General features: G+C 53.6%; 17 protein-coding genes. 10 read left to right on the top strand and 7 right to left on the bottom strand.

Features of this window, described 5'->3' with window-relative positions:
* Nucleotides 1–18 precede the first annotated feature (18 nt).
* Both QP938_04170 and grxD read right to left on the bottom strand, forming a co-directional pair.
* A complete protein-coding gene (locus QP938_04170) occupies nucleotides 19–624 on the bottom strand; it encodes a peroxiredoxin C (protein WIO75112.1) in 606 nt (201 codons plus the stop codon).
* Between the two features lie 66 nt (nucleotides 625–690).
* On the bottom strand, nucleotides 691–1011 hold the full coding sequence (gene grxD / locus QP938_04165) for a Grx4 family monothiol glutaredoxin (protein WIO75111.1): 321 nt from the start codon (nucleotides 1009–1011) through the stop codon (nucleotides 691–693).
* Between the two features lie 304 nt (nucleotides 1012–1315).
* Here grxD and QP938_04160 point away from each other — a divergent pair, with 304 nt between their 5' ends.
* A complete protein-coding gene (locus QP938_04160; protein ID WIO75110.1) occupies nucleotides 1316–2485 on the top strand; it encodes an acetylornithine transaminase in 1170 nt (389 codons plus the stop codon).
* A 9-nt stretch (nucleotides 2486–2494) separates the two neighbouring features.
* Entirely contained in the window at nucleotides 2495–3409 is a 915-nt protein-coding gene (argF, locus tag QP938_04155; GenBank protein ID WIO75109.1) for an ornithine carbamoyltransferase, read from the top strand.
* 228 nt (nucleotides 3410–3637) lie between these two features.
* Here argF and QP938_04150 read toward each other — a convergent pair whose 3' ends face one another.
* The 3 genes from QP938_04150 to QP938_04140 all read right to left on the bottom strand — a co-directional run bounded on the left by QP938_04150 (nucleotide 3638) and on the right by QP938_04140 (nucleotide 6285).
* Nucleotides 3638–4423: a PepSY-associated TM helix domain-containing protein gene (locus QP938_04150; protein WIO75108.1), complete on the bottom strand. Its 786-nt coding sequence runs from the start codon at nucleotides 4421–4423 to the stop codon at nucleotides 3638–3640.
* A complete protein-coding gene (locus QP938_04145) occupies nucleotides 4392–4862 on the bottom strand; it encodes an FMN-binding protein (GenBank protein WIO75107.1) in 471 nt (156 codons plus the stop codon). Before QP938_04145 ends, QP938_04150 begins: the two co-directional genes overlap by 32 nt.
* Before the next feature lie 214 nt (nucleotides 4863–5076).
* Nucleotides 5077–6285, bottom strand: a complete 1209-nt coding sequence (locus QP938_04140; GenBank protein ID WIO75106.1) for a porin — start codon at nucleotides 6283–6285, stop codon at nucleotides 5077–5079.
* A 371-nt stretch (nucleotides 6286–6656) separates the two neighbouring features.
* Here QP938_04140 and QP938_04135 point away from each other — a divergent pair, with 371 nt between their 5' ends.
* The gene (locus QP938_04135; protein ID WIO75105.1) at nucleotides 6657–6899 is read left to right on the top strand and encodes a FeoA family protein; all 243 of its coding nucleotides are present in this window, start codon (nucleotides 6657–6659) and stop codon (nucleotides 6897–6899) included.
* Nucleotides 6896–9220: a Fe(2+) transporter permease subunit FeoB gene (gene feoB / locus QP938_04130; GenBank protein ID WIO75104.1), complete on the top strand. Its 2325-nt coding sequence runs from the start codon at nucleotides 6896–6898 to the stop codon at nucleotides 9218–9220. The genes QP938_04135 and feoB overlap by 4 nt, the downstream gene beginning before the upstream one ends.
* A gap of 178 nt (nucleotides 9221–9398) precedes the next feature.
* Here the strand turns inward: feoB and QP938_04125 are convergent, their stop codons facing one another.
* Together QP938_04125 and QP938_04120 are read right to left on the bottom strand one after the other, a co-directional pair.
* On the bottom strand, nucleotides 9399–9917 hold the full coding sequence (locus QP938_04125) for a DUF2937 family protein (GenBank protein ID WIO75103.1): 519 nt from the start codon (nucleotides 9915–9917) through the stop codon (nucleotides 9399–9401).
* Nucleotides 9918–10039: 122 nt separating this feature from the next.
* Nucleotides 10040–10165, bottom strand: a complete 126-nt coding sequence (locus QP938_04120) for a hypothetical protein (GenBank protein WIO75102.1) — start codon at nucleotides 10163–10165, stop codon at nucleotides 10040–10042.
* 158 nt (nucleotides 10166–10323) lie between these two features.
* On the opposite strand from QP938_04120, the gene rsxA reads away from it, so the two are divergent.
* Genes rsxA through QP938_04090 form a run of 6 tightly spaced genes read left to right on the top strand, consistent with a single transcriptional unit; the run spans nucleotide 10324 to nucleotide 16248 of the window.
* On the top strand, nucleotides 10324–10899 hold the full coding sequence (gene rsxA, locus QP938_04115) for an electron transport complex subunit RsxA (protein ID WIO75101.1): 576 nt from the start codon (nucleotides 10324–10326) through the stop codon (nucleotides 10897–10899).
* Nucleotides 10900–10909: 10 nt separating this feature from the next.
* Nucleotides 10910–11539 carry an electron transport complex subunit RsxB gene (rsxB, locus tag QP938_04110; GenBank protein ID WIO75611.1) on the top strand — a complete coding sequence of 210 codons (630 nt, stop codon included), beginning with the start codon at nucleotides 10910–10912 and terminating at the stop codon, nucleotides 11537–11539.
* A complete protein-coding gene (rsxC, locus tag QP938_04105) occupies nucleotides 11536–13803 on the top strand; it encodes an electron transport complex subunit RsxC (GenBank protein WIO75100.1) in 2268 nt (755 codons plus the stop codon). The genes rsxB and rsxC overlap by 4 nt, the downstream gene beginning before the upstream one ends.
* A complete protein-coding gene (gene rsxD, locus QP938_04100) occupies nucleotides 13800–14855 on the top strand; it encodes an electron transport complex subunit RsxD (GenBank protein ID WIO75099.1) in 1056 nt (351 codons plus the stop codon). The genes rsxC and rsxD overlap by 4 nt, the downstream gene beginning before the upstream one ends.
* Before the next feature lie 21 nt (nucleotides 14856–14876).
* Nucleotides 14877–15542, top strand: coding sequence for an electron transport complex subunit RsxG (gene rsxG, locus QP938_04095; GenBank protein WIO75610.1), 666 nt, complete (start codon nucleotides 14877–14879; stop codon nucleotides 15540–15542).
* A complete protein-coding gene (locus QP938_04090) occupies nucleotides 15532–16248 on the top strand; it encodes an electron transport complex subunit E (protein ID WIO75098.1) in 717 nt (238 codons plus the stop codon). The genes rsxG and QP938_04090 overlap by 11 nt, the downstream gene beginning before the upstream one ends.
* Nucleotide 16249 lies beyond the last annotated feature (1 nt).

The raw sequence follows: 16249 nt of genomic DNA, 5'->3' as shown, positions 1-16249 counted from the left end.
TTTTATTGCTGTGATTGATTACAGCTTGTCGGCATTCTCGCTCAGGTAAGCAGCAACACCCTCACCGGATGCAGTCATACCTTTGTCACCTTCCTGCCAGCCAGCCGGGCAAACTTCACCGTGCTCCTGGTGGAAGCTCAGCGCGTCAACCATACGCAGCATTTCGTCAACATTACGGCCCAGCGGCAGATCGTTAACCACCTGGTGACGAACGGTACCGTCTTCGTCGATCAGGAAAGAGCCACGGAACGCAACACCGGCTGCATCGAACTCAACATCGTAAGCCTTGCAGATTTCGTGCTTAACGTCGGCAACCAGCGGGTATTTCACCTGACCGATACCGCCTTCGTTAATCGGGGTATTACGCCAGGCGTTGTGAGTGAATTGAGAATCGATGGAAACACCGATCACCTCAACACCACGCTTTTGGAACTCTTCAAAGCGGTGATCAAATGCGATCAGCTCTGACGGACATACAAAAGTGAAGTCCAGCGGATAGAAGAAAATTACCGCTTTTTTGCCTTTAATGGTTTCAGCCAGGTTGAAGTTACCAACGATTTCGCCGTTACCCAGAACAGCCGCTGCGGTAAAATCCGGAGCTTGTTTGCCTACTAATACGCCCATGTTTATTTCTCCTTAATTCCTGATAATGAGCTGCGAGGCATTTGCCTCACAAAAAGAATTTTCGAGTTACTCGGCAGTTGCCTCTTCCAGCAACGCCTTCAATTCACCGTTCTCGTACATTTCGGTGACGATGTCACAGCCGCCGATCAACTCCCCGTTCACCCACAGCTGCGGGAAAGTTGGCCAGTTGCCATATTGAGGCAGATTGGCACGAATTTCCGGGTTGGCCAGAATATCCACATACGCAAAACGCTTGCCGCAAGCCATCATCGCTTGCACGGTACGGGCAGAAAAGCCGCACTGAGGCTGGTTGGGAGAGCCCTTCATGTACAAAATTACCGCGTTGCTTTCAATCTGGTCGCGGATGGTATCCATTATATCGGTCATAAAATGACAACCTCGTGTTGCGGGTCCCACTGGGGGATGCGGTTGAAAGTGAAAGGGCAATTCTACTGCAAAGCTGACCCACTAAAAACCACAACTTATCTAGGGCTAAAACAGGCCGAGCGGTAAATATGTGCCTTCTCCTCTATCTCATCCGGTTTAGCTTGGGCTATGATAACGGAGACAAGTGACGGCAGCCCTACTCGTAGTGCTGCTTTTTCTTTTTTTAGCTACTTCAGGGGGTCTGAGCCTACCAGCCCCTGATTATTGCCGGGAAAACCCGGAAGACAATTTAACAGGACCCTTTATGGCCACCGATGCACTGATAAACACCTATGGCACCCGGCAACTGACCTTGTTAAAAGGCGAAGGCAGTTTTGTATGGGATATCAATAACAAACGCTACCTGGACGCAATTGCAGGCATTGCAGTGTGCGGACTGGGGCACTCACACCCGGCAGTTACCGAGGCAATCAGCAAACAGGCTGCGACCCTGATTCATACGTCCAACCTGTACAACTTGCCAGCCCAGGAAAACCTCGCGAACAAACTGCGCCAGGTATCCGGGATGGACAAGATGTTTTTCGGCAACTCCGGAGCCGAAGCCAATGAGGCGGCGATCAAGCTGGCTCGCCTTCACGGAACCAACAAGGGCATCCAAAACCCTACTATCGTGGTTATGACCAGTGCATTCCACGGCCGCACCATGGCTACGCTCACCGCGACCGCCAACCCGAAAGTCCAGAAAGGCTACGGGCCGCTGGTACAAGGTTTCGTACGCGCGCCATTTGGTGACGCAGATGCTGTTGCCCAGCTGATCACCAACAATCCGGAAATCGTCGCGGTAATGCTTGAGCCGATCCAGGGTGAAGGCGGTATTCATGTTCCGCCCAACGACTACCTGCAAAAACTTCGCAAAATCTGCTCCGACAACAATGTGCTGCTGATCCTCGACGAGATCCAGACCGGAAATGGTCGCACCGGCAAATACTTTGCCTATCAACACGCTGGAATTGTTCCCGATATCGTCACCACCGCCAAAGGGCTCGGTAACGGTATGCCAATCGGAGTATGCATGACCTCTGGCGAAGCCTCCGAACTAATGCAGCCCGGCAGCCACGGCTCCACCTTTGGTGGCAACCCACTGGCCTGTACAGTTGGCCTGGCCGTTATAGAGGCCATGGAAAAGGAAAACCTGATTGAACGCGCAGCACAGATGGGCGAGCACCTTATTCAACGCTTCCGCGATACACTGGCCAACTGCCTGCACGTGAGCGAAGTACGCGGCAAGGGCATGATGATTGGTATCGAACTGGAACGCCCGTGCACAGAACTGGTCGCCGCCGCCGCTGCGAAAGGTTTGCTGATTACAGTGACTGCAGAAAAAGTCATTCGTTTGCTGCCACCACTAAACCTCAGCGACGACGAAGCCGAGCTTCTGGTTACTACGCTGACTGAAGTCATCGAAGGATTCTAGGGGAACAACATGACTATTCGACACTTTTTGACGCTGCAGGATTTGAGCAAAGCCGAACTTCAACAGGTTATTGACCGTGCAATCGAACTGAAGGCCCAGCATCGCAGTGGCACTGCCGGCAAACCACTGGCTGGCAAAGTACTGGCAATGATTTTTGAGAAATCCTCAACCCGCACCCGCGTTTCATTTGAGGCGGGCATGGCGCAATTGGGTGGCAGCGCACTGTTTTTGTCATCCAACGACACCCAGCTGGGTCGTGGAGAGCCAATCGAGGATTCCGCACGAGTGATTTCCCGTATGGTTGATATCGTGATGATTCGCACCTTTGAGCACAGCAAAGTGGAAACCTTTGCCAGCTACTCAAATGTACCAGTGATCAACGCCCTGACCGACGACTACCACCCCTGCCAACTGCTCGCCGACATTCAGACCTATGTCGAGCACCGCGGCTCCATGCAGGGAAAAACTGTCGCCTGGGTTGGTGACGGCAACAATATGTGCCACTCCTACATGAACGCTGCCGACATGCTCGACTTTCACCTCAACATCGCCTGCCCTGAAGGCTACGAGCCAAGTGCCGAGTTGCTGGAGAAGTTTGCCGGTCGAATCACCCTTACCCGCGACCCCAAAGAAGCGGTATCCAATGCCGACCTGGTGGTTACCGACACCTGGGCATCCATGGGGCAGGAAGAGGAAAAGGCAATCCGCCAAAAAGCCTTTGACGGGTTTATTGTCGACCACAACTTAATGTCTCTGGCCAAGGACGATGCGCTGTTTATGCACTGTCTGCCAGCCTACCGGGGTATGGAAGTCACCAACGAGGTGATGGAAGACAAAAACATCTCGGTGATCTGGGACGAGGCGGAAAATCGCCTGCATGCGCAGAAAGCGCTGATGGAATTTTTAATCAACGCAAGTCACTAGTTCAGTGCCATCCTGAGCAGCGCGACGCCAATAGATCCCCGCCTACGCGGGGATGACGAACGAGTTTTCGGCATATAAGACCACCAACGCAAGCCATTACCAGACCGGAACAGGTTAGCCCGATTTGCGGGTATTATGAGGGCCGGCCTGTTCCGGTCTGGTGATGGCGATTTCAGGCAATAAACTTTCCGAAAATCAAAACCACGACACACTCACTACCAATACAAATTAATGCCTTCCCTGCTTACGACGGCGACGAGTTAAGTGCGCGGAATACCAGGTAGAAAACCCGCTAATTGCCAAAATAATTAACGACAGAGCCACCACATCCATAAGCCATGGCCCGGCATTGCCAAACAACCGGCCACTGTGCAAATCCAATAACCAGCGCTCCCAGCTGATTTCCTTGCCGATAAATTGCTCCGCCAGTTCACCTTCCAACTTTTCAGGCAAACTAACTGGCAGCGTCCAATCAACTTTTTCAGTTTCCACAACCGTCCAGGCAAGCTGCTCAACATCTACCTGATAAATCTCGTCACCGCTTTTTAAATAAACATTGTTAGTGCTTATGCCAAGCTTATTCACTGGCTGAGGCAGGCCATAGCTCTCGTCAATACGTTCAGCTAATGTTCCGTCGCTTGTAACCAACAGCAACTCTTTACCCGTAGCGAGCAAATAAAAATCAGCGCTTTTGATCGCCCCAACCAGCGGGCTGTCGCTCCAGGTCAATTCACTGTTATCCCAATAAAGCCCGTTGCCCTTGGCATGACTGGCCCAGTGATCGCCTACGGAAAAGCTGGTAATGGCCGGCGCTTCAATATCGTAGGCTAGAGAGAGCATCCAACGGGGAACCGGCTTTTGGTCCAGACTTAATCCATCGGAGTGGTTGATAAGAATTCCGGTGACAGCCAGCAGCAGCACCAGTAAAGCGACCGCAAGCCCCAAACGCCGATGCCAGCGCCACAGGACCTGTCGAAAGTGATTAGTGGCCCGTTTGGGCAGTTTGTGCGTCATCCGATTTTGGCTGGCTTATTTGGTGATGAAAAAAGAGCGCCAGTGTAGCGACTTTTTTTACCGCGCGCACCGACAGAGTCGCACCGCTGATACCATCAATGTCAGTATCGAGTTTCTGACTGGACTTCTCCTCATCCAACCGTGCACCGGAAAACTGACTGGTAAAAAACGGGTATTTCACCTCACCACCACGACTCTCGCGGTATTCAAGAATCTCGACTTTTTCGATACCGGTGTCCGCAACCACTATGCCAATGGTGATTGGCAGCTCCTTGCCAATTTCATCCATGACCCAGGCGGTGCGATCATCCTGCTGCCAATAGCGAACTCGAAATCCGCCAAAGCGACGATCAAGAATTTTGGAAGCCTGCTCACGCTGCTCGCCATTGAGCCACAGCATGGTAGGTTTTGGCGGCTGTTCGCCAAAAGATTGAACCAAAAAACGGTCAAGCGCGGATGGCTCTGCCCAACTGAAGGAACAGACCAAGAGACACAAGATAAGTCCAATCGCTCGCATGAGTATTCTCAATGCCGTTTTCTGAATAAAAATACTGGCCAATAGCGGAGCAATCCAGCGCCTAAACAAACATCAAAGACACTGGATTACTCGCTGCGCTCGCAATGACGGTTTCGTCACTATCGAGCACTCAGGCTCAGTAGAAAGACCAGCCCAGACCCAGGTTCAGGCTGTCGTTACCACCGTTGCGGTCATCGGAGTAGTCCGCTTTCAGAACAACTGTATCGGTCAGCCAGTAGTTCACACCGTAGTCCAGACGCTCTGATTCCTGAGAGCCAGACAGACCTTCCAGATTGTTCCACTCGCTGTAGCGAACGAACAGGCCGGTTTTGTCGGTCACTTTGTAAGATGGCTCAATGTACCAACCAGTTTGCTCGTCGTAACCACTCAGATTGAAATCAATGCCATCGATATTCCAGTCAGCGTAAAGGGCGCGCAGACCGAAGTTGCCGCTCTGGTAAACCGCGTGGGTTTCAAACAGGGTAGCATCAGCAGTTTCAAAAGTACCTTGGGTAACATCTTGCTGGTATTGCAGGGTAGCAGCCAGTTCCAGGCCGGCAATACCGGTGTATTTCAGTCGACCAGTGAAAGCCAGATCTTCAGCATCTGCTTTGGCAGACTTCTGGCGACCATCGCGAACACCGTCAGCGTCATCCAGGTTCAGGCCGCTGTGAATGGCAGCGTTATAGGTAAAGCCAGGAGCCAGCTCACCTTGCAGCATTACACCGGTTTCCCACCAGGTAGCCGGAACGATTTTGCTTTCAACATTGTTACGCTCGGTGCCGTAGAAAGTGTCCGGCTCGTGAGTTTCGTTCAGGATACCCACTGGCACCAGGAACTGACCCATAACAGCGCTGTGTTTTTCAGCAAAATCCCACTTGATGTAAGCCTGTTCCAGCTCAACTTCGCCCGGGGCTTCATCGTCCGGACCAGCAAAACCGTGCTCTACTTCCAGCTCAGAGAAAAAGCTTACTTTGTCGTTGAACTGATGTCCCATGAACAGTACGAAGCGGTGGGCATCAACTTTGTCAGTACCTTCTTCAAAGTGGTTGAAGTGGTGCTCACCGTAACCGCCCAGAGTGGTTTTTTCTGCCCAACGAGCACTGGCAGAAGAAACAGTAGCCTGCTTCTCAACAGCTTCAGCAGTAGCAACAACCTTGATTTCAGTCTCCTGAATCTGGGTCTTGTTTTTGTTCAGTTCTGCTTTCAGTTCCTTGATTTCAGCGTTCTGCTGCTGAATCAGTTTCCACATCTCTTCCAGGGAAGGTTGGGTTTGTTCATTGTCTGCAACTGCGGCAAAAGAGGCACTGGCAACCGCCAAAGCAACCAAAGTTTTCTTGAACATGGAACGTCCTTACTTGTTGGGTAATGTTGTTTGTTGTTTACCCCCCTTCCATTGAGAGGAGCAATCAATTTCGGGCGAAATGATAGTGGTAATGAAAATGATTATCAACTAGATTTGCAACAAATTTGATTTGCGTCAAATACAGATTCCGCCAGTACACAGTTAAACCCACAACAGATCTGGGCCACTTCTGCCGTTACCACGTAAATAGCAGCACTACGGTGCAGTCAAGCAAGCCAACTGACCCAGATCAAAGAGATCCCAGCGAGCAATTCCCTTCCAAAACCATCAATGGCATAATAAGAATGATTTTCATTTTTATTCGCGGGTAGCTATCCTTTCCCGCATTCAACAGGATTCGGTAGGCCAGCGTGACCAACAACAGCACCCCCCTGCATCAGCTGAAAGTCGGCGAAAAAGCCATCATCGACCACTTCAATGGCATTGATGCCAACTATCGCAACCGCCTGATGAGCCTGGGACTTACCCCCGGCACCACCATCGAACTGCAAGGCGTTGCCCCGCTTGGCGACCCAATGAGCCTTAAAGTACGCGGATTCAAATTGAGCCTGCGCCGCGCAGAAGCCGGCCAAATACACGTAATTAAAGTATGAATAAGACCTTTACCCTTGCGCTGGTTGGAAATCCCAACTGCGGTAAATCCACCCTCTTTAATGCGATGACCGGCAGCCACCAGAAGGTTGGCAACTGGCCCGGCGTTACCGTTGAGCGTAAAACCGGACATTTCCGTCACGGCGAAACCACCTTTGAAGTGGTCGACCTCCCCGGCACCTATTCACTGCATGTATCCCACGAAGAGGATTCACTGGACCAGCAGATTGCCCAGCACTATGTACTGTCCGGCGAAGCCGACCTGCTGGTTCACATTATCGATGCCTCCAGCCTGGAGCGTGGCCTGTACCTGTCCACGCAATTGCGCGATGCCGGCATTCCGATTGTGGTCGCCCTCAATATGATGGACGTCGCCCACCAGCAAGGTATGCACATTGACCCCTATCGCCTCGCCGAGCACATTGGATTGCCGGTAGTGCCAATTATTGCCAGTAAGCAGGAAGGGGTCGGCACCCTGATCGACGTGATTATCAACCGCCTGCGCGAACAGGCAGACACCAGAGATCACAGTATTCCGCTCAGCGCTGAACTGGAAGCTGCGGTCATGGGCATTGATGCGATTCTGCGTAAGCACGACCAGACCGCCAATCGCCTGCAATTGACCGCCCTGCTGGAAAAAGACGCCAACGTGCGCCAAACCCTGCCAGAAGAGGCTCGCAAGGAAGTGGACGCGCTGGTTTCCGAACTGGAAGAACGCCGCGACAGCAACACCACCGACCTGCTGATCCAGGCCAGATACCAGTGGATCGCCGAAAAAATCGAAGGTGTTCAGCACCGCGACGAACAGGTGAAGCGCACCCTCAGCGATTACCTTGATTCTCTGCTGTTGAACCGATTCCTGGCGTTCCCACTGTTCCTGGTGGTGATGTACCTGATGTTCCTGTTCACCATCAATTTCGGCAGCGCCTTTATCGACTTCTTTGACATTGCCGCAGGTGCCATCTTTGTAGACCTGCCTCGGCAACTGCTGACCGCCATTCACTGCCCGGAATTCCTGGTTGCACTTATAGCCGACGGTGCCGGCGGCGGTATTCAGCTGGTATTGAGCTTTGTGCCAGTAATTGGTGCACTGTTCCTGTTCCAGTCTTTCCTGGAAAGTAGCGGCTATATGGCACGGGCGGCATTTATTCTCGATCGCCTGATGCGATCCATCGGCCTGCCCGGAAAATCCTTCGTGCCGCTGGTAGTTGGTTTTGGTTGTAACGTACCCTCTGTGATGGCGGCACGAGCACTGGATTCACAACAGGATCGACTGCTGACCGCGCTGATGGCACCGTTTATGTCCTGTGGAGCGCGACTGACCGTATACGTCCTGTTCGCTGCAGCTTTCTTCCCCACCAATGGCCAGAATGTTGTGTTCGGTCTCTACCTGATCGGTCTGGTACTCGCAGTACTCACTGGCCTGGTGATGCGCAAGCAGTTGCTGCGCCGGGATATGACTCCGCTGGTAATGGAGCTGCCCAACTACCACATCCCCACCATGCGCGGCCTGATGATGAGCACCTGGCACCGTCTGAAAGGTTTTGTGGTACGCGCCGGTAAAGCCATTGTCACCGTAGTGATTGTGCTGAATTTCCTTAACTCCATCGGCACCGATGGCAGCTTTGGTAACGAGAACACCGAACAATCCGTACTTTCTGTAATCGGCAAAGAGATTACTCCGGTATTTGAACCGCTGGGCCTGAAAGAAGAAAACTGGCCTGCCACAGTAGGCATTTTCAGCGGCATCTTTGCCAAGGAAGTTGTGGTCGGCACCCTAGACGCGCTGTATACCAATATGGCGGGCGATACCACTGCCAGCGATGAGGAAACCACCCTGACCGGAACCCTCAAGGAAGCGGTAGCATCCATCCCGGCCAACCTTGGCGAATTGGGGGATGCTTTCAGCGACCCGCTGGGTATCAGTGTGGACGACATGAGCGACACCGAGGCAGCGGCTGCCGACCAGGAAGTTGCCGTGGGCACATTAACCCTCATGGCCAGCCTGTTTGACGGCCGGATCGGGGCCTTTGCCTACCTGTTGTTTGTACTGCTGTATATGCCCTGCGTGGCCACACTGGGTGCTCTCTACAAAGAAGCCGGCGGCTTCTGGGCAACCTTCTCGGCAACCTGGAACACCCTGATTGCCTATGCTGCGGCGGTATTGTGCTACCAGCTTGGGACGTTTGCTGCGCACCCAATGAGCTCGATGATGTGGTGTGGCGGGATGGTAGTTCTGCTGGTAGGTGGTTACCTGGGGCTGATGCACTACGCCCGCAAAGAAGCCGGAAAAACCAATCTGATTCCAGTGGTGAACCTGTAGTTGATATTCACACCAGGCCCTAGGGTGCACCATGCGCACCTAGAAGCGCGTTTGTCATCCTGAGCGCAGCGAAGGATCTCTGGCGACCAACCATTGAGATCCTTCGCTGCGCTCAGGATGACAAAGAGATTAAGGCAACCTTACGGCTTGGTCGTTAACCTAACTTGTTCACCAATTCTCAGCAGCTTCGAGTCGGTTTTCGACTTTGGTAAAACAATCTCCTGAATGGCCACAACAACAATTCAAAAATAATCGACGCCAATATCCCCGCAACAATTCCACAAATTACCGCATCCGTATTTAACGGCACATTGGCAGAAAAATTCTCCATGGTAGCGGTAAATAACACAGCGTCCCTCGACCATAACACATGCCACATTTGGCCCCACAAACCGGCTTGCAACGCTTCCCGCTCATTGGAAAACCGCTCCACTCGACGTTTGCTGTCAGCGATCGCTTCGGCACCCGATTGGAAAGTCGGGTCGGGCTGGGCACGGTAGTGATCAATTAATTTTTCTACTGAACCGCCGTGATACAAATCGGCTGTTTTCTGGTGACTGGCAAATGCACTGCTGGCCTCCTGAAAATGCGCATCCACCCGCTTCACATACTGATCCACAAAATTGGGTGCCTGCACCCCCAGCATCACAGCAGAAACAAACACAATCATCGATAGATAGTGGTGCAACTTGCTCATGTAATTACCCTTTTCAAATTAATACAGTCGAACGCCCAACCACACTTTCCTGAACGGAGTTGGCAACAATTGCCGGACCGTTGGCCGCAGGGATAGCGGCCACCGAGCGTACAGGGACGTATTCACAGCGTGTCCGGTAATTGTTGCCGACTCCGTTCACGCTCAGACTTGATGCTATAGCCCACGTTCCAATCAAATTGAGCTACCCCATCTTCTGCAACTCCCAAAACAACGTCAAACCCGATCATCAGTTACTCTATACCCCTGATCTTGAAAGGTTTTTACCCTCTAATTGACGCAGATCCATTGGACGACACCCCCTCAAATAGCCGATAATAGCAACCTGTTTTCAAACAGCCGCTGCAACCGCCTTTTGCAGTGTCATTAAACAAGCTTTGGACACTCAATGCAGGAATTTGCCCTCATTCTGATCAGCGCCATATTGGTGAACAACTTCGTGTTGGTTCAGTTTTTAGGGTTGTGCCCGTTTATGGGTGTGTCCAACAAGCTGGAAAGCGCCATCGGAATGTCGATGGCTACCACGTTCGTACTTACCCTCGCCTCCATGGCCAGCTACATCGTAAACACCTGGCTATTACAACCTCTGGGACTTGAGTACCTACGCACCATTGCCTTTATCATGGTGATTGCTGCTGTTGTACAGTTCACCAAACTGTTTATCGAAAAGGCCAGCCCCCTGCTCTATCGCGTACTGGGTGTTTTCCTGCCGCTGATTACAACCAACTGTGCCGTTCTGGGTGTCGCTTTGCAGAACACCATTCGCTCCCACAACTTTTTCCACTCAACCCTGTACGGATTCGGTGCGGCGATTGGTTTTTCACTGGTATTGATACTTTTCACCGCCATGCGCGAGCGGCTGGCAGTGGCCGATGTCCCAACGCCATTTAAAGGTGCGGCCATAGCCATGATCACCGCAGGCCTCATGTCGCTGGCCTTTATGGGTTTCGCCGGACTGGTCTGATATGGAACGCATTTACGAAATTGCCGCACAGGATCCAATGCTGATCGCACTCTATGTGCTGGTGGGTCTCGCCATCCTGTTTGGCGCAATTCTCGGTTTTGCTGCGGTGCGTTTTAGAGTCGAAGGCGACCCAATTGTCGACCAGATTGACGAATTGCTGCCGCAAACCCAGTGTGGTCAATGCGGCCACCCCGGTTGTCGCCCTTATGCCGAAGCCATTGCTAACGGCGAAGCAATTAACCACTGCCCGCCCGGCGGGCAGGCCACAATTGATGCCATTGCCAACTTGCTCGGTGTCGAGTCAATTCCGCTGGACGCCGAACACGGCGAAGAATCCGAACTACCCAAAGTCGCCTACATTCGCGAAGACGAATGCATCGGCTGCACCAAATGTATCCAGGCCTGTCCGGTAGATGCCATTCTCGGTGCGGCCAAGCAGATGCACACCGTTATTATCGATGAGTGTACCGGCTGCGACCTATGTGTTGAACCATGCCCGGTAGACTGTATAGACATGGTGGACATTGAACCGACCCTCACCACCTGGGCTTGGCCAACGCCAAAACCAGGTGCACTGATCGCCACCGACCAGCGCGGCGAACTTACCGAATCGAAACAATCCCAAGAGGCGGAAGCATGAGCAAAACAAGCACCCGCCGCATCTGGGATATTCCCGGTGGCATCCACCCACCGGAGCGTAAAACCCAATCCCTGGGGCACGGCATTGGCACCCTGCCACTACCACCGCAATTAATTGTTCCGTTAAACCAGCACAATGGCCAGAATGCCATTGCCACTGTAAATATTGGTGACAAGGTTTTAAAAGGACAAACCATTGCCGAGCCCAGCGGCGCATTGGGCTCAGCCATTCACGCCCCGACCTCGGGGCGAATTGTCGCAATGGAATCTCAACCCGTTCCGCACCCATCCGGACTCAACGCCCTTGTTATGGTGATCGAACCGGATGGTGAAGAACAGTGGATTGAGCGACAGCCAATAGCGGATTTTCGCAACCGTGAACCCGCTGAGCTGGTCAGTCGCATTCGCGAATCCGGTATTTCCGGGTTGGGTGGCGCAGGCTTTCCCACCGCAGTAAAACTGAGCCCGCCGGTGGACCACCCGATCAGCACCCTGATCATCAACGCCACCGAGTGCGAACCCTACATCACCGCCGATGACATACTGATGCAAAGCCACCCGCAACAAGTGGTGGAAGGCATCCAGATTCTTGCCCACATTCTCGGTAACCCGGAGAACGTGCTGATCGGCATTGAGGACAACAAAACGGCGGCCTACGACGCCCTGCTTCCCCATCTGGAAGGTACCAATATCGAGCTGGTGGAATTTCCCACCAAGTATCCGTCCGGTGGCGAGCGTCAGCTGATCCAGATCCTCACTGGCCAGGAACTGCCCAACGGCAAACTGCCGGCAGATATCGGCATCATCTGCCAGAACGTCGGCACCGCCCACGCTATTTACCGAGCGGTTGCGGAAGGCACACCACTGATCTCACGAATTACCACAGTGACTGGTGAGGCATGCAAGGTACAGCGTAATTTCGAAACGCTGATCGGCACTCCAATCGACTTTGTACTTGAGCAGTGTGGTTACGACGCAGGAAATTCGGACCGCGTAGTGATGGGCGGCCCGATGATGGGTTTTGCCCTGCCGGACACCTCGGTGCCGGTGATTAAAACCACCAACTGTATTCTCGCCCCCAGCCGCAGCGAACTGCCAGAAGCACCGCCAGCACAGCCCTGTATTCGTTGCGGAGCCTGTGCCGAAGCCTGCCCTGCCGGGCTGCTGCCGCAGCAGCTGTTCTGGTATGCCCAGGCCAACGATTACGAGCGCCTGCAAACCCATAACCTGTTCGATTGCATTGAGTGCGGTGCCTGCGCCTACACCTGCCCCAGCCATATCCCGTTGGTGCAGTACTACCGCGCCGCCAAGGGCGAAATGCGCCAGCAGGCGCAGGAAAAAATCAAAGCCGACCGTGCCCGCGAGCGCTTTGAATTCAATAAAGCCCGCAAGCAACAGGCCGAAGCAGAAAAAGCCGCCAAACGCGAGGCCCGTCGCCTCGCCGCTGAACAGGCCAAGGCCAAGCTCGCCGAACAGCAAACGTCCGGCGATAACGGCAGTGCCGCCAGCGATGTGGTGCAGGCAGCCCTGGCACAAGTGCAAGCCAAAAAAGTTACCCCGGAACAGCAGCGTGCCAAGCTGGAGCGCAGTGTGAGCAGTGCCGAGAGTCGCTTGCAGCGTCTGGAGCAGAAGCTGGCCGATGGCCAGGCAACCGACGCCGACCCGGCACTGACCCCGGAGCAGGTAGATGGCTATCGCGCCCAGATTGAAAGCGCCCGTCACAAACATTTGGAAGCTCAACAAAAGCTGGCTGACTTTGACAACAATGGTGACAGCGCCAGTCGTGCACGCCAAAAAGTGCTCGCCTCCCCAAGACAGACCTTGGAAGCCAAAGTCGAGTCGCTGGAGAAACAGCTTCGCTCCATCGACGAGAAAATCGCTAACTGTGACGACGAGGCCCTTCGCGAAGCACTCAACAACAGCCGTAATAAATTCCTCGGCAAACTTTCCGATGCCCGCAGCGACTTACTCAACCTGGGCAACGATGCCGATCAACCAGTAACGGATGTCGGCACCATCACCGCAACGGATAGAGCACTGGCCAGCACCGCTGCAAGTGCCGCCAAATCGGCCGAGCAGCGCCTGCAGGCAGACATTGATCGGCTCCAGCAGCGAATTTCCAAAGTTCAGCAGCAGTTGGCGGAGAGTGACGAATCCATGCAGGAAGCACTGCAAACCTCCATTGAACGCATGCGACAAAAACTGGCAACAGCGGAAGCCAAGCTGGCCGAGCAGCGCACAACTACGGATACCCCGTCATCATGATGTTCAGCTCACCCCACGCCACCAGTCAGCGCAGCACCGCTAATATCATGCAGATGGTACTGCTGGCCACACTGCCCGGCGCACTGGCCCTGACACTGTTTTTTGGCTGGGGAACGTTGATCAATATCGCCCTGGCCTCAGTTACGGCCATCGCTGCAGAAGCTGGCATGCTCCACCTGCGCAAAAAACCGGTCGGATTTTATCTGCGTGACTACAGCGCTCTGGTAACTGCAGTGCTGCTTGCACTGGCACTGCCGCCACTGGCCCCATGGTGGCTGGTAATTCTCGGTACCCTCTTTGCCATCGTGGTGGCTAAACATCTCTACGGCGGTCTGGGCTATAACCCGTTTAACCCCGCAATGGTTGGCTATGTGGTGCTGCTGATCTCATTTCCGGTAGATATGACCCAGTGGCTGGCACCCAAGCCATTGCTGGCCGAGGGAATCCACCACCCCGGGTTGTTGGACAGTATCGCCATGGTATTTGGCGCCACCCCCCATGTGGATGCGCTGAGTGGTGCAACCCCGCTTGATCTGTTCAAGCACAATCGCGGTATGCTGGTGGAACAGTTTTATGCCGAACAACCGCTCTTTAACGAAGGCCGTTGGGCCGGAGCCGGTTGGGAATGGGTCAATCTGGGTTTTCTGTTGGGCGGTGTATTTCTGCTCAGCAAGAAAGTATTCACCTGGCACGCACCGGTGGGGATGCTGGCAACCCTGTTGCTGCTGGCGATCATTTTCAATGACGGTGGAAGTTCCGACAGTCATGGCACACCATCCCTGCACCTACTGAGTGGCGCAACCATGCTCGGGGCATTTTTTATCGTCACCGATCCGGTCAGTTCTGCTACCAGTAATCGTGGCCGACTGATTTACGGTGTGCTTATCGGCCTGTTGGTGTACGTCATTCGCTGTTGGGGGAACTACCCGGACGCGGTCGCCTTTGCGGTGCTACTGGCCAACTTTGCCGCCCCGTTTATTGATTACTACACCTTGCCGCGCACTTACGGCCACAGCCATGCGCGTAAAGCCATTGAGAAACAGGAGCGTTAAGTGAACAGCGAACGGGACTCAATGCGTAAAAACAGCCTGACTCTGGCAGCAGTCGCTTTGATTACTGCGACATTGCTGGCCACCACCTATCACGGCACCAAAGACAAGATAGAAACGGCCCAGCGCGAACTGGAGCAGAAAACCCTGCTGGAAATTATCCCGGTTGAACAACACAGCAACGATTTGCTGCTGGATACCGAGGAAATTCCCGAGCATTTCTGGCCGACTCTGGGACTGCCGGAAGGCGGTAAGGTACATATCGCCCGCAACGAAAATGGTGCACCCTCGGCAGTGATATTCCCTGCCATTGCACCGGACGGCTACAGCGGCAAAATCAAAATGATTATCGGCCTGAATATCGACGGCTCCATTGCCGGGGTTCGCATTACCGAACACGGCGAAACCCCGGGACTGGGCGACAAAGTGGATCTTGCCAAAAGCAATTGGGTACTCGGCTTTGATGGAAAATCCCTCGGCAATCCATCACTCAATCGCTGGGCAGTAAAAAAAGATGGCGGCGACTTTGACCAGTTTACCGGCGCCACCATAACCCCGAGAGCGGTCATCAATCAGATAAGCCGCGCACTGCGCTATTTTCAGGAAGATAAAAAGCGCCTGATCCAGAGAGCCACTCGCAGCCAGTCCGGCATCAATAACGATGAGCAAGGTGACAGCCATGGCAACTAGTTACCGCGAGGTCGTGGTCAACGGCCTTTGGAAAAACAACCCCGCACTGGTTCAGCTGCTCGGCCTCTGCCCTCTGCTGGCGGTCACCAGTTCGATCGTCAATGCACTGGGTCTTGGACTTGCCACCCTGCTGGTATTAACCGGCTCCAATATTGTGGTCTCGCTGGTGCGCAGCAAAATTTCCGACGCGGTGAGACTGCCGGCGTTCGTAATGATTATCGCCACCTTTACCACCTGCACCGAATTATTAATGAAAGCCTACACCTACGAACTGTATCTGGTGCTGGGTATTTTTATTCCATTGATCGTTACCAACTGCGCCATTCTTGGTCGCGCCGAAGCCTTTGCCAGTAAAAACAGCGTACTGCCTTCAGCGCTGGATGGCCTGATGATGGGAATGGGTTTTGCAATGGTATTACTGGCAGTGGGCGCGGTGCGTGAAGTACTCGGCAGCGGCACCCTGTTTGCCAACATGCAACTGCTGTTTGGCTCTACAGCCGCTGACTGGACCATTCATATATTCCCCGACGATTACGCCTTTCTGGTGGCCATCCTGCCGCCGGGAGCCTTCCTGGTAACTGGCTTATTAATCGCTCTTAAAAACAGCATTGACCAGGCACGAAAAAAACGTGCTGAAGCCAAACGCGCCCCTGTCAAAGCGGGCAGCAAGCGGGTCCGCACCACCGAAATCGTCGGCACAGAATAGT

The sequence above is a fragment of the Porticoccaceae bacterium LTM1 genome, from assembly GCA_030252795.1.
Taxonomy (GTDB): Bacteria; Pseudomonadota; Gammaproteobacteria; order Pseudomonadales; family Porticoccaceae; genus SCSIO-12696.
Note: the sequence above shows the minus strand (reverse complement) of the source record. Positions and strands in the feature narration are given on the sequence as shown.

Coding starts and splice junctions, on each gene's coding strand:
- QP938_04170 (WIO75112.1), bottom strand. CDS start 624: ATGGGCGTATTAGTAGGCAAACAAGCTCCGGATTTTACCGCAGCGGCT.
- grxD (WIO75111.1), bottom strand. CDS start 1,011: ATGACCGATATAATGGATACCATCCGCGACCAGATTGAAAGCAACGCG.
- QP938_04160 (WIO75110.1), top strand. CDS start 1,316: ATGGCCACCGATGCACTGATAAACACCTATGGCACCCGGCAACTGACC.
- argF (WIO75109.1), top strand. CDS start 2,495: ATGACTATTCGACACTTTTTGACGCTGCAGGATTTGAGCAAAGCCGAA.
- QP938_04150 (WIO75108.1), bottom strand. CDS start 4,423: ATGACGCACAAACTGCCCAAACGGGCCACTAATCACTTTCGACAGGTC.
- QP938_04140 (WIO75106.1), bottom strand. CDS start 6,285: ATGTTCAAGAAAACTTTGGTTGCTTTGGCGGTTGCCAGTGCCTCTTTT.
- feoB (WIO75104.1), top strand. CDS start 6,896: ATGAATAAGACCTTTACCCTTGCGCTGGTTGGAAATCCCAACTGCGGT.
- QP938_04125 (WIO75103.1), bottom strand. CDS start 9,917: ATGAGCAAGTTGCACCACTATCTATCGATGATTGTGTTTGTTTCTGCT.
- QP938_04120 (WIO75102.1), bottom strand. CDS start 10,165: ATGATCGGGTTTGACGTTGTTTTGGGAGTTGCAGAAGATGGGGTAGCT.
- rsxA (WIO75101.1), top strand. CDS start 10,324: ATGCAGGAATTTGCCCTCATTCTGATCAGCGCCATATTGGTGAACAAC.
- rsxC (WIO75100.1), top strand. CDS start 11,536: ATGAGCAAAACAAGCACCCGCCGCATCTGGGATATTCCCGGTGGCATC.
- rsxD (WIO75099.1), top strand. CDS start 13,800: ATGATGTTCAGCTCACCCCACGCCACCAGTCAGCGCAGCACCGCTAAT.
- rsxG (WIO75610.1), top strand. CDS start 14,877: ATGCGTAAAAACAGCCTGACTCTGGCAGCAGTCGCTTTGATTACTGCG.
- QP938_04090 (WIO75098.1), top strand. CDS start 15,532: ATGGCAACTAGTTACCGCGAGGTCGTGGTCAACGGCCTTTGGAAAAAC.